Raw genomic sequence first — 12,913 nt, forward strand, 5'->3', positions numbered from 1 at the left:
TTACCTCACCTTCAGGGTGGCGAGGCCGAGCAGCACCAGCATGAGGGTGATGATCCAGAAGCGCACGATGACGCGCGGCTCCGGCCAACCCTTCTTCTCATAATGGTGATGGATCGGGGCCATGCGGAAGATCCGCACGCCGCGCAGCTTGTAGGAGCCCACCTGCAGGATCACCGAGACGGTCTCCATCACGAAGACGCCCCCCATGATCACCAGCAGGAACTCCTGACGAACCAGCACGGCTATGGTGCCAAGCGCACCGCCGAGGGCCAGGGAACCTACATCCCCCATGAAAACCTGGGCCGGATAGGTGTTGAACCAGAGGAAGCCCAGACCCGCACCCACGATGGCGGTACAGACGATCACCAGCTCCGAGGTATAGGGCACATAGGGAATGTGCAGGTAGTTGGCGAAGTTGACGTTGCCGGTCGCCCAGGCGATCAGGGCAAAGCCCCCCGCCACCATCACGGTCGGCATGATGGCCAGCCCATCCAGACCATCGGTCAGGTTGACCGCGTTGGAGGTGCCGACAATAACGAAATAGGTCAGCACTATGAACATCAGGCCGAGCTGCGGCATCACATCCTTGAGGAAGGGCACCACCAGCTGGGTCTGACCATCGTGGGTGGCCGTGGTGTAGAGGAACACGGCCACGCCCAGCGCGACCGCCGACTGCCAGAAGTACTTCCAGCGGGCGATCAGACCGTCGGTATTCTTGCGCACCACCTTGAGGTAGTCATCGGCGAAGCCGATGGCACCGTAGGCACCGAGCACGAACAGCACCAGCCACACATAGGGGTTGTCGAGGCGGCACCAGAGCAGCACAGAGGTGAAGATGGCGGCGATGATCATCAGGCCGCCCATGGTCGGGGTGCCTTTCTTGCTGAGGTGGGACTCGGGACCATCGTTGCGGATCACCTGGCCGAACTTCATGATCTGCAGACGGCGGATGAGGCGCGGCCCCATCCAGAGCGCCACCACCAGACCCGTGATGATCGACAGGATGGCGCGAAACGTCAGGTAGGAGAAGACGTTGAAGAAGGTGAAGTGCGGGGTGAGCAGTTCCGCCAGCCAGACTAGCATGTGGCCGACTCCTGACGGTCAACGACCATCTTGACGATATCTTCCATGCGGGAGCCACGGGCACCCTTGACCAGAATCGAAATTTCTTGATGTGTATTTATCATTTGCGCAAGCACTTCAAACAACGACGCCTTGTTATCGAAATGTCGACCAGCCGCGGCATCTGCGGTATGGCGACTCTGTTCCCCTACTGTCAGCACGGCATCCAGACCGCGCTCACGGGCATGGCGTCCAACCCGGGCGTGTTGCTCGGCAGACTCCTCACCCAACTCCTTCATGTCACCGAATACCAGCACCTTGTAGCCGCCCATGGCGGTCAGGGCATCGATGCCCGCCAACACGGATTCCACGCTGGCGTTGTAGGTGTCATCCACCAGGGTGAGACCACCCCAGCGCTGGACGCAGAAGCGGCCCTTGACCGGCGCCATCTGCTCCAGCCCCGCCTTGACGGAGGCGAGCGAGGCACCGAGCGCCAGACAACCGGCGGCGGCCGCCAGGGCATTGGCCACGTTGTGGCGACCTGGAATGGCCAGGGTCAGGCTTATTTCACCCTGCGGCGTCACCATCACGAATTCGGCGCAGCCCTGCCCGTTGAGCACTATGTTGCGGGCATGGAAGGGTTGGTTCTGATCTGCGAGGGAGAAGGCACACTGGATGCCCAGTTCACGCCACTTCGGCCAAAATTCATTGTCGGCATTGACGATGGCGGTGCCGCCCTCGCCCAGCCCCTCAAAAATCTCGCTCTTGGCGTGGAAGACCCCTTCCAGAGAACCGAAGCCTTCCAGATGAGCCGCCGCCACGTTGTTGATGAGGGCGGCATCGGGCTGGGCCAGTGAGGTGGTCCAGGCGATCTCGCCCGGATGGTTGGCACCCAGCTCCATCACCGCAAACTTGTGTTGCGGCTCGAGCCGCAGCAGGGTCAGCGGCACGCCCACTTCGTTGTTGAAGTTGCCGGCGGTAGCCAGCACCTCGCCTTCATGACGCAGGATGGCGGTCGCCATCTCTTTCACAGTGGTCTTGCCACAGCTGCCGGTGATGGCCAGCACTTTCGGGTTGATGCGCTCGCGCACCAGCTTGCCGAGGCGACCCAGCCCCTTGAGACTGTCGGTGACAACCAGCTGGGGAATGGCCAGTGGCAATTCCCGTTCGACCAGCAGGGCAGAGGCCCCGGCAGCAACCGCCTGCGCGCAGAAATCGTGGGCGTCGAAACGCTCGCCGCGCAGCGCGACAAACAGGGCGCCCGCGCCCAGGGTGCGGGTGTCGGTACTGACAGCCGTGATCTCGCCGTCGTCACCGATCAGACGGGCATCGAGTACCTGCGCCAGCTCGGCAAGCCTGAGGGTCATCATGTGAATGACTCCAATAATGTATGCAAGGCGGCCGCGACGGTTTCCCGGTCGCTGTAGTGCCGCTTGTCGGTTCCAATGATCTGATAATCCTCGTGACCCTTACCGGCCACCAGGATGATGTCCTGTTTGCTCGCCTGGCCGAGAGCCAGGGTGATCGCCTTGACCCTGTCGTGCTCGATCTGCACGGCAGCAGGATCGCGAAGGCCCGCCACCATGTCGGCCATGATCTGGGCCGGCTCCTCGGTACGGGGGTTGTCGTCGGTCAGGATCACGCGATCCGCATGTTGCTCTGCCATGGCGGCCATCATGGGACGCTTGCCACGATCCCGGTCGCCACCACAGCCCACCAGACACCAGAGCTGGCCCTCGCAGTGCACCCGCAGGGCCTGCAACGCCTTCTCCAGCGCATCCGGGGTATGGGCATAATCGACCACGGCGAGCGGCGCATTGCCGCCACCGAAGCACTCCATACGACCGGTCACCGGCTGCAATTGAGGTGCCGTTGCCAGCAGCTCGTTGAAGTCATAACCGAGCACCAGCATGGCGCCCATCGCGGCCAGCACATTGCTGACGTTGAAGCGGCCGAGCAAGGGGGCGGATAATACACCATTCCCCCAGCTGGAGTTAATGCGTGTGTGAAAACCTTGTTGGTGGAAGTGGGGATCCTGCGCCGTTAACTGTCGCCCCGGGTGGTTTTCAATCGGGCCGTGCACGCTGAAGGCTACAGCGGCAGGATAGGAGGCAAGCCACTGGCACCCCAGCCGATCGTCGGCATTGATGACGGCGCAGGGCTCGTCGACCAGTTTCAGCAGCTCTTCCTTGGCAGCGCCATAGGCTTCCATGGTGCCGTGATAGTCCAGATGATCCCGGCTCAGGTTGGTGAACACGGCCGCCGCGAAAGGCAGGGCCGCCACACGATGCTGTACCAGACCGTGGCTGGAAACCTCCATCGCCACCAGATCTGCCCCCTGCTGTTGCAGAGCCGCCAGATTGGCCTGCACCTGCACGGCACTGCCGGTGGTGTTTTCGGCTTCCACCAGCTCACCGAACAAGCCATTGCCTATGGTGCCCATCACCCCAGCCCTGCCACCCAGCAGGGCACGCCAGTTGGCGACCAGCAGCGCAGTGGTGCTCTTGCCGTTGGTGCCGGTAATGCCGACCAGTTCCAGCCTGTTGGCAGGCTGCTGGTAGAAGTAACCGGCCAGCTCGGAGAGTCTGGCGGGCAGATTAGGGATACCTATGCAGGGCACGGCCAGCTGAGGCGCGACGAATTCCCCGTCCTCCTCAAACACGATGGCGGTCGCTCCCTGAGCCACCGCCTGTTCCATGAAACGTCTGCCATCCACCTGGTGACCCCGAATGGCCACGAAGAGACAACCGGGCCCGACCCGCCGGCTGTCCAGCTGGATATCGGTGAGGGCGAGCGCCGGGGCACGGATGCCGAAGGGGCGCAGTAATGAATCAAGTGCGCGGTGCAACATGGGAAGCCTCCGTATGGGCAGGAATGCAGACGCTCACACCGTGAAACAGCATGAAATACGCCCCGGAACAGATGGGATGGAGGGCCAGGTCAAGTACGCGGTGCAAGGGGGGCCTCCGTACGGGCAGGAATGCAGACGCTCACACCGCGAAACAGCATGGGATACGCCCCGGAACAGATGGGATGGAGGGCCAGGTCAAGTATGCGGTGCAACATGGGAAGCCTCCGTATGGGCAGGAATGCAGATGCTCACACCGCGAAACAGCATGGAATGCGCCCCGGAACAGATGGGATGGAGGGCCAGGTCAGGTGCGCGGTGCAAGGGGAGCCTCCGTACGGGCAAGTTTGGCGGGTACTGCTGGCGGTACCGCATCGGGACGAATATTGAAGAGCTGCAGCACACCGCCCATGGCTTCGGCAAAGGGCGGCGTCGCAACGGCACCACCGTAGTAGGCATCGCCCTTGGGCTCGTTGATCACCACTACCATGACGAAACGGGGGTTGCTGGCCGGGGCGAAACCGGCGAACCAGGCCATGTAATCCTTGCCGTAGCCGCCGGCGACGGCGACCTTGGCGGTACCACTCTTGCCGCCGACCCGGTAACCGGGGATCTGCGCTTTCGGAATGGCATTGCTCACCACGTACTCCAGCGCCTGCAGCATGGCGCTGGCGTTGTTGTGGTCGATGACCTGCTCACCCTTGGGCGGCTCGGTCACCTTGACGATGGAGAGCGGCACCCGCTTGCCCTTGTTGGCCAGGGTGGCGTAGGCGGAAGCCAGCTGCAGCGGAGTGACCCGCAGACCGTAACCAAACGAGAGGGTGGCCCGTTCGATATCGGACCAGCGACGACGCTGGGGCAGCATGCCGCTACTCTCGCCCATCAGGCCGCTGCCGGTATCCATGCCGAAGCCGACCATGCTGAGGGTGTTGATCATCTCCTGCGCCGGCATCCGCAGCGCGATGCGCGACATGCCGATGTTGGAGGAGTAGCGCAGAATGTCGTACAGGTTGGTCGCCTTGTGGATGCTCACGTCACGGATCTGCTTGGCCCCGATATACAAGGGCCCGCCCGGAATGGTGTCCTTCCAGCTGGTGACGCCCGCCTGCAGGGCACTCAGCAGGATCAAGGGCTTGATGGTAGAACCCGGCTCGTAGGTATCGGTCACCACCCGGTTGCGCACCCGGAAACTCTGGTACTGACCGCGGTTGTTCGGGTTGTAGGAGGGGGTGTTGACCATGGCGAGCACTTCGCCGGTCTTCACATCCAGCATCACCATGGAGCCGGAGGTCGCCTTGTTCTCGTCGGTGGCCCGCTTGAGCGCCCGATAGGCCAGCGCCTGGACCCGCTGGTCGATGCTCAGTTGCAGATCGTTGGCGTTCTTGCCCTCCTTGACCAGGCCAAGCCGCTCGATGACCCGGCCCTGCCTGTCCTTGCGCACCCGCATCTCACCCGGGGTCGCCGTCAACCACTCGTTGTAACTGCGCTCTATCCCTTCGATACCGCTGCCATCTATGTTGGTGACCCCCACCAGGTGGGCGCTGATCTCGCCGGTCGGATAGAAGCGGCGCGCCTCTGGCCGCAGATAGATGCCGCCCAGCTTGAGGCCCTTGATGTATTCCGCCACTGCTGGCGTCACCTGACGCTGCAGGTAGACGAAGCGCTTGCTCGGGTTGGAGATGCGATGCTTGAGGGTGTTGATGTCGAGCTTGAGCACGGCGGAGAGCGCCAGCCAAGCGCGCTCGTTATGGATGGCGCCGGATTCGTGCACCGTCTTGGGGTCAGCCCAGACGGCTTCCACCGGCACAGATACGGCAAGCTGTTCGCCGTTGCGGTCGGTGATCATGCCGCGCACCGCCTGGGTAGCTGTGGTACGCAGCGAACGCATGTCCCCTTCCTGGCGCAGCCGATCCGGATCTATCACCTGGATCCAGGCCAGCCGCAGGATCAAGCCAGCAAACGCAATGCCGATGAAGAACACCAGCGTGCGAAAGCGCCACGGATAGAGTGACGGTGCTTTCGCCTTGGGTGGGGCCTTGGCAGATGCCTTGCGTTTCATGGTTGTGTTATTACCTTCTCGGTGGTCACCAGCGGGCGAGCCATCTGCAATTTATCCATGGCCAGACTCGCGACACGGGAGTGCTCGGCCAGCGTCCCCTGTTCCAGCAAGAGGTGACGCCATTCGATGTTGAGCCGATCCTCTTCCGCCATCAGGTCATTCTGCTTGGCGGTCATGCCACGGGTCATGTTGGTGACCAGGATCACGGCAAAGGCGGTGATCAGCACGGCAACGGCCAGCACGACCTGCAGCTTGTGCCGCCAGAGATCGCCGAGGATCTCCCTGGCCAGATGAACACGCACCTCGCTCATGACTTACTCCGCCAGTCGCTGGGCGACCCGCAGCACAGAGCTGCGCGATCGGCTGTTTTCGGTGACTTCATGCTCGGAAGGCTTGAGCGCCTTGCCGACCGACTTCAATTTGCGACCGCCGGCCAGCTGGGCCTCGGTCAACGGAATGCCGCGCGGTACCTCGGGGCCTTTCTCGTGCTTGCGGATGAAGTGCTTCACCAGCCTGTCTTCCAACGAGTGGAAGCTGATGACGGAGAGCCGTCCCTCGGGAGCCAGCGCCTGCAGGGCACCGTCCAGCGCAGTCTCGATCTCGTCCAGCTCGCTGTTGATATAGATGCGGATGGCCTGGAAGCTGCGAGTGGCGGCGTGCTTGCCCTTCTCCTTGCTCGGATTGACCCGGGCAATCATCTCCGCCAGCTGGCGGGTACGCACATAGGGCTCAGTGACCCGATCGTGGACGATGGCGCGGGCTATCTTCTTGGCGAAACGCTCCTCGCCGAAGGTCTTCAATACCCAGGCGATGTCATCCACATCGGCACGAGCCAGCCACTGTGCGGCGCTCTGGCCTGAGGTGGGGTCCATCCGCATGTCGAGCGGGCCGTCTTTCATGAAGCTGAAACCACGCTCGGCATCGTCCAGCTGGGGGGAAGAAACACCCAGATCCAGCAGGAAGCCGTCGACCTTGCCCAGCAGACCGCGCTCGGCCAGATAGGTGGTAATGCCGGAGAAGGGGCCGTGCACGATTTCGAAACGGGGATCCTGGATCTTGGCCGCCTCGGCGATGGCCTGGGGATCCCGGTCGATGGCGATCAGCCGGCCGTTCGGGCCAAGGTGCTGGAGAATGAGACGAGAGTGACCACCCCGGCCAAAAGTACCGTCGACGTAGATGCCGTCCGGCTTGATGGCCAGCCCTTCAACGGCTTCGTGCAACAGCACTGTGATGTGTTCAGCGGCTTGGGTCATTTATAAAGAAAAATCCTGTAGTCGTGGCGAGCTTGCCCAGTCGTCCTCGGGCAGGCCCTGAATGTCGTCATTGACCTGTTGTTGCCAGCGGGCTTCATCCCACAGCTCAAACTTGTTGAGCTGGCCCACCAGCATGATCTTCTTGTCCAGCCCGGCGTGGCTACGCAGTGGCTGGCTCAGCAGCAGACGGCCATTGCCATCCAGCTCGCATTCGGTCGCATGGCCGAGCAACAGCCGCTGCAAGCGGCGCTCTACGGGGTTCATGCTGGAGAGCATCTTGAGCTTGCGCTCTATCTCTTCCCATTCGTTCAGGGGGTAAAGCAGCAGGCAGGGATGGGCAATATCTATGGTGCAGACCAGCTGGCCCTCGCTTTCGTCGCGCAGCCAATCACGGTACTTAGTCGGAATCGCCAGTCGCCCTTTGCTGTCCAGGCTGATGGCGTGAGCACCACGCAACAAATTGCAGTCCCTGAAAATGAGTTAAGGGGGCAAATCGCCCGATAAAAACCACTTTGATCCACTTTTCCCCACCTTGAAGTTTAAGGACGTGCTGAGGGCTTTTCAAGCGAGGATATCGGGCATGGGGAACATATTGACGCAGTGTTTGGGTAGCACTGATTAAATGAGTTGATTTTCCACAAGTTATTTGTGTTAACAGCAATCTGATTAATTGAAATCAATTAAAAAATAAACAAACTGAACGAATAAGACACATTGGAGTCATCTTTCGTTTCCTCGCACACAATCAACGCTGGCATCATCTACGAATAAATCATAACCAATTGATTTATAACATGACATGTAGATGCTCAACCACCCGGCAGCAAATATCACAGCTCAAACGGTGACAATATTTTTTCAGATAATAAAAAAGAGCCTCGCGATAAATCGCAAGGCTCTTCAGGAAGAGGTCGGAGTCGGCCTGTAAGCCGGGTTCTGTTCCGGGTTGCCCCGGTAGCAATCATTCCTCTAGGCCAGCAATCGCTCACTGGCTCAAGCAACCTACCCGCCCCCAACGCGGGCCGCGCCAATAGGGGCCTATTTGGTCTTGCTTCGGGTGGAGTTTACCGTGCCACGAACTGTTGCCAGTCGCGCGGTGCGCTCTTACCGCACCCTTTCACCCTTACCTGATCCCTTGCGGGCCATCGGCGGTTTGCTCTCTGTTGCACTGGTCGTAGGCTCACGCCTCCCAGGCGTTACCTGGCACCCTGCCCTATGAAGCCCGGACTTTCCTCCCCTCCGCCCGTCTGTCCCGAGGGACACAACGACGAAGCAGCGATTGCCCAGCCGACTCCGGGCGCGGATTATAGCCTTGTCCAGCGCCCCGGGTAAACCTGCAATTGGCCTTTCCCCGGATTAATAGTGCTCGAGACCGTATTTGTAGAGGGCATTCTTCTTGACGCCATGGATCTCGGCGGTGAGCGCTGCTGCTTTCTTCAGCGGCAATTCGGCCACCAGCAGCCCCAGGGTGCGGAGCGCATCAAAGGGCAGCTCTTCATCTACCTTGCTGGCACCGGCGACCACCAGCACGATTTCGCCACGGCAGCGGTTATCGTCCTGACCGAGCCAGGTCAGCATCTCGGAGGCAGGCAGACCATGGATGGACTCGAAGGTCTTGGTCAGCTCGCGGCATACCACCACCTGACGCTCCCCCAGGATGCGAGCGATCGCTTCCACCGTATCCTGTACCCGACGTGGGGATTCGTAAAATACCAGCGAGCGGGTGTCTTCGATCACCGCCTGCAGCCGATCGTCACGGCCCTTGGTTTTCGCGGGCAGGAATCCTTCAAAGGCAAACCGGTCAGTCGGCAGACCTGCGGCGCTCAACGCCGTGATGGCGGCACAGGGACCCGGCAGCGGCACCACCTTGACCCCCGCCTCACGACAGCGGGTGACCAAGTGGTAACCAGGGTCGCTGATGAGCGGGGTGCCGGCATCAGAGACCAGGGCGACGTTCTTGCCCTCCTTGATCCTGCCGATCAGCACATCGGCTTTCTGCTGCTCGTTGTGATCGTGCAGCGCGAAGGTCGGCACCGAGATTTGGTAGTGGCTGAGCAGGATACCGGTATGACGCGTATCCTCGGCAGCCACCAGATCGACACTGCGTAAAATGTCCAATGCACGCTGGGTGATGTCCGCCAGATTACCGATCGGAGTGGGGACTATATACAGGGTTGGGATGTCACTCATGGGATCTCCGAGTGTCCCGACAATTGTGTCGCCATATTGGCCCGTTTACACTATGGAGAACTTCAACACTGGTCGGGGAATGAACTTGAACCGGGTTACAAAGCAGCTAAGTGTATCACGACTCTTCGGCATCCTACTCGCGGCAGTACTGCTCGCCGCCTGTGCGTCGGAGCCCAACCAACCTTCCGGGCAACCAGGCATGCAGTCTGCGTTCTCCAATCTGACCAAGAATGCCCAGTGGTATCTGGAGCAGGTGGACCCGGCCAAACCGGCCGAAGCCTTCACCTGGCAGGTGATGGCGGCGCGCAGCTATCTGGCACTCGGCCAGGCCAAACCGGCCTCGGCCCTGTACCAGCAACTGCAAAAGCAGGCCCAGAGCGCGGAACAGAAGGCACAGCTGCAACTGTTGCAGGCACATCTGTTGCTCGCCCAGGGCAACGCCAACCAGGCGCTGATCCTGCTGGAGGGCAAGCCGGAGGTGGCGCTGGATACGGATACCCAGAAGGACTGGTATCGCCAGCGGGTGGTGCTGCAACTGGACATCAACAACAAGTTTGGTGCAGCCAAGTCGTTGATCCTGCTGGAGCCCTATCTGGCCCAGAATGAGCTGGCGACCAACCATCAGCAGATCTGGTCGCTGCTCAAAAGCATGACCCCGTCCACCCTGCAGGCGCTGGAAGAGGCCCCGGCCCCCGATGTGACCACCGGCTGGCTGCGACTGGCGGCGCTGGTGAACGAGTTCGGCGCCCAGCCCAATCAGCTGGCCCGCCAGCTGACAGGCTGGAAGCAGGCCTTCCCGAACCACCCGGCCCAGACAGACATGCCGGCGGGTCTGGGTGATCTCGCTACCAGCAACCTCAATACCCTGCAGCAGATCGCCGTGTTCCTGCCGCTCTCCGGCAACCTGGAGCCTCAGGGCGCCGCTATCCGCAACGGCATGTTGATGTCTTACAAGGAGAATCAGGGCCAATTCACCCTCAACTTCTACGACACCCAGGCCAAGGCGATGGGCGAGCTCTACAAGCAGGCCATTCAGGAAGGGGCCAACATGATCATAGGCCCGCTGCTCAAGGACAGGGTCGAGGAGCTGCTCAAGTCCAATCCGAGCGTGCCCGTGCTGGCACTGAACGAGCTGGACAAGCCGATCGTCAATGACAACACCTTCTACTTCTCCCTCTCGGCTGCCGCCGATGCGACCCAGGCCGCGCAATATCTCTACGGTCAGGGTTATCGCAAGCCCTTGCTGATCGCCGCCCAGGGGCGGATTGGCTACAGCAGCATCAAGGCGTTCGAGCAGGCATGGGCCACAGTGAGCCAGGACAAACCGGTCGTGGCCACCTTCGGTGCCCGCAACGAGGTGCAGGGGATGGTCAAGAATGCCCTGAGCGGCCGCTCGACCGCCCGGGCCGGGGAAGTGGTGCAACTCTCAGCCGCCGCCCCGCACAGCATAGATGTGGTCTATGTGGTCGCCAACAGCCTGGAGACCCGGATGATCAAGCCCTATGTGGACATCTCGGTCAATCCCATGGGCAGTCTGCCCATCTACAGCAGCTCGCGCAGCTACGACAGCGCCACCACCGAGGTCGCCTCCGAGCTCAATGGCATGCACATCTCCGACATGCCGCTGCTGCTGGGTGGCTACGAGAAGCAACGGGAACAGATCGCCCTGCTCTGGCCACAGACCCAGGGTGACCTGCTGCGCCTGTTCGCACTCGGCTACGATGCCGTCAGCCTGGCGGAAAACCTGCAGCAGATGCGCAAGGTCAATGCCATGCAGCAACCGGGCATGAGCGGCCAGCTGAGCGTGGACGCCAGCGGCAACATAGTGCGGGTACTGGACTGGGCCACCTACCAGAACGGCAAGCTGGTCAGCGACAGTGCCATGCCCCAGCTCGAGGGAGCCCCCCATGAAGGGTCTATTGGCACGGATGAACCAGCAGTGGCAGAACCTGTTCCCGTCACCGACGAGCAAGGGACAGCACTTTGAGCAGGTAGCGGAACGCTGGTTGCAGGCCCGCGGCCTGCAACCCGTGACCCGCAACTACCGCTGTCGGGGTGGCGAAATCGATCTCATCATGCGCCAGGGGGAAACCCTGGTGTTTGTTGAGGTCCGCTACCGCGCCAACACCAGCCATGGCGGAGCAGCCAGCTCGGTCACCCGGCGCAAGCAGCACAAGATCGTGCTGGCAGCGCGCCACTATTTCAAGCAACATGCCATCAACGAGGCCAGCCAGGCCTGCCGATTCGATGTGATTGCGTTCGAGGGCGACCAGCCAGACTGGATCCAGAACGCATTTTAAGAGGACCCTATGACTGACCGCATCAAAGAGAACTACACCGAAAGCATCCAGACCAAGATTGCCGCCGCCGAGGCGCTGCCGGACGCTATCCATACTGCGGCCCAGATGCTGACCATCTGTCTGCTCAATGGCCACAAGGTGATGGCATGCGGTAATGGTCCTTCTGCGGCGCTGGCCCAGCTGTTCATCTCAGAGCTGGTCAACTGCTACGAGACAGAGCGCCCCTCCCTGCCCGGCATGGCGCTGACCCCCGACATGGCCACCATCAGCGCCATCGCCACCGACCATGGCTTCGAGGAGGTCTATGCCAAGCAGATCCGGGCGCTGGGTCAACCCGGCGACATCCTGGTGGTCATTACCACTACGGGCAACAGCCGCAGCCTGATCAAGGCAGCCGAAGCCGCCCTCTCCCGCGACATGACCATAGTGGTGCTCGGCGGCGGTGACGGTGGCGAGATCGCTGGCCTGCTCGGCCCCAACGATGTGGAGATCCGGGTGCCATCCGCCCGTCGCCCCCGAATTCTGGAAGTGAACCTGTTGACCCTGCACTGCCTGTGTGATCTCATCGACCAGACTCTTTTCCCGCAACAGGAAGATTGAAACCATGAAGAAACAAACTCTCCTGCTCGGCCTGCTGGCCGGCACCCTGCTGCTGCAAGGCTGCGCGGCCGTGGTGGTGGGCGGTGCCGCCGGTACTGCCAAGGCTTCCGGCGATCGCCGCACCCTGGGTGCCCAGTGGGACGATCAGGCCATAGAGCTGAAAGCGGCCAACCTGCTGGCCGACAACAAGCCGCTGAGCGCGGCCAGCAAGATCAGCGTTTACAGCAACAATGGCCGCGTGCTGCTGGTCGGTCAGACACCTTCTGACGCCTACAAACTCGAGGCGGGCAAGGTAGTCGCCCGGATCGAAGGGGTGCGCCACGTCTACAACGAACTGCGCCTCGGCCAGCCGGTCAGCATAGGGGTTCGCAGCAATGACTCCTGGATCACCTCCAAGGTCCGGGCGGACATGCTGGGAGCCAAGAACTTCGACAGCGCCAAGGTCAAGGTGGTCACCGAGAATGGCGAGGTGTTCCTGATTGGCCTGGTCACTCGCCAGGAAGGGGATCAGGCCGTCGAGATAGCCCGCCACGTCAGCGGCGTGAAGCGCGTCATCAAGGCTTTCGAGTTCGCCCAGAACTGAACGATGAACAAACCGCCA

At 61.4% G+C, this 12,913-nt stretch carries 12 protein-coding genes and 1 other RNA gene; 4 read left to right on the top strand and 9 right to left on the bottom strand.

Annotated features, from left to right (window positions below; all coding sequences use genetic code 11):
- The 9 genes from mraY to rsmI all read right to left on the bottom strand — a co-directional run bounded on the left by mraY (nucleotide 1) and on the right by rsmI (nucleotide 9,412).
- Nucleotides 1-1,083, bottom strand: coding sequence for a phospho-N-acetylmuramoyl-pentapeptide-transferase (gene mraY / locus IU367_RS19740; RefSeq protein ID WP_042867986.1), 1,083 nt, complete (start codon nucleotides 1,081-1,083; stop codon nucleotides 1-3).
- Nucleotides 1,077-2,432, bottom strand: a complete 1,356-nt coding sequence (locus tag IU367_RS19745; RefSeq protein ID WP_274452890.1) for a UDP-N-acetylmuramoyl-tripeptide--D-alanyl-D-alanine ligase — start codon at nucleotides 2,430-2,432, stop codon at nucleotides 1,077-1,079. The genes mraY and IU367_RS19745 overlap by 7 nt, the downstream gene beginning before the upstream one ends.
- Nucleotides 2,429-3,913: a UDP-N-acetylmuramoyl-L-alanyl-D-glutamate--2,6-diaminopimelate ligase gene (gene murE / locus IU367_RS19750; RefSeq protein ID WP_274452891.1), complete on the bottom strand. Its 1,485-nt coding sequence runs from the start codon at nucleotides 3,911-3,913 to the stop codon at nucleotides 2,429-2,431. The genes IU367_RS19745 and murE overlap by 4 nt, the downstream gene beginning before the upstream one ends.
- A gap of 304 nt (nucleotides 3,914-4,217) precedes the next feature.
- Entirely contained in the window at nucleotides 4,218-5,969 is a 1,752-nt protein-coding gene (locus IU367_RS19755; protein ID WP_043139955.1) for a penicillin-binding transpeptidase domain-containing protein, read from the bottom strand.
- Nucleotides 5,966-6,280 carry a cell division protein FtsL gene (gene ftsL / locus IU367_RS19760; protein ID WP_043139958.1) on the bottom strand — a complete coding sequence of 105 codons (315 nt, stop codon included), beginning with the start codon at nucleotides 6,278-6,280 and terminating at the stop codon, nucleotides 5,966-5,968. The genes IU367_RS19755 and ftsL overlap by 4 nt, the downstream gene beginning before the upstream one ends.
- Nucleotides 6,281-6,283: 3 nt before the next feature.
- Nucleotides 6,284-7,222, bottom strand: coding sequence for a 16S rRNA (cytosine(1402)-N(4))-methyltransferase RsmH (rsmH, locus tag IU367_RS19765; RefSeq protein WP_043139960.1), 939 nt, complete (start codon nucleotides 7,220-7,222; stop codon nucleotides 6,284-6,286).
- The gene (gene mraZ / locus IU367_RS19770) at nucleotides 7,223-7,681 is read right to left on the bottom strand and encodes a division/cell wall cluster transcriptional repressor MraZ (protein WP_043139962.1); all 459 of its coding nucleotides are present in this window, start codon (nucleotides 7,679-7,681) and stop codon (nucleotides 7,223-7,225) included. It abuts the gene before it with no gap.
- Nucleotides 7,682-8,131: 450 nt separating this feature from the next.
- Nucleotides 8,132-8,517: RNase P RNA component class A (gene rnpB / locus IU367_RS19775), an RNA gene on the bottom strand.
- Between the two features lie 61 nt (nucleotides 8,518-8,578).
- Complete coding sequence (gene rsmI / locus IU367_RS19780; protein ID WP_274452892.1) at nucleotides 8,579-9,412, bottom strand: 16S rRNA (cytidine(1402)-2'-O)-methyltransferase; 834 nt, start codon at nucleotides 9,410-9,412, stop codon at nucleotides 8,579-8,581.
- A gap of 199 nt (nucleotides 9,413-9,611) precedes the next feature.
- Between rsmI and IU367_RS19785 the strand changes: the two genes are divergently transcribed.
- From IU367_RS19785 to dolP, 4 genes are read left to right on the top strand one after another with little or no spacing between them, the layout of a single operon-like run.
- Complete coding sequence (locus IU367_RS19785) at nucleotides 9,612-11,399, top strand: penicillin-binding protein activator (protein WP_274452893.1); 1,788 nt, start codon at nucleotides 9,612-9,614, stop codon at nucleotides 11,397-11,399.
- On the top strand, nucleotides 11,341-11,712 hold the full coding sequence (locus tag IU367_RS19790) for a YraN family protein (protein WP_337999352.1): 372 nt from the start codon (nucleotides 11,341-11,343) through the stop codon (nucleotides 11,710-11,712). Before IU367_RS19785 ends, IU367_RS19790 begins: the two co-directional genes overlap by 59 nt.
- Nucleotides 11,713-11,721: 9 nt before the next feature.
- Nucleotides 11,722-12,312, top strand: a complete 591-nt coding sequence (locus IU367_RS19795; protein ID WP_005305871.1) for a D-sedoheptulose-7-phosphate isomerase — start codon at nucleotides 11,722-11,724, stop codon at nucleotides 12,310-12,312.
- 4 nt (nucleotides 12,313-12,316) lie between these two features.
- Nucleotides 12,317-12,895 (top strand): division/outer membrane stress-associated lipid-binding lipoprotein, encoded by a 579-nt coding sequence (dolP, locus tag IU367_RS19800; protein WP_042867884.1) that lies wholly within the window; start codon nucleotides 12,317-12,319, stop codon nucleotides 12,893-12,895.
- The last annotated feature ends 18 nt before the right edge of the window (nucleotides 12,896-12,913 follow it).

This window comes from Aeromonas bestiarum, assembly GCF_028751155.1.
Lineage (GTDB): Bacteria > Pseudomonadota > Gammaproteobacteria > Enterobacterales > Aeromonadaceae > Aeromonas > Aeromonas bestiarum.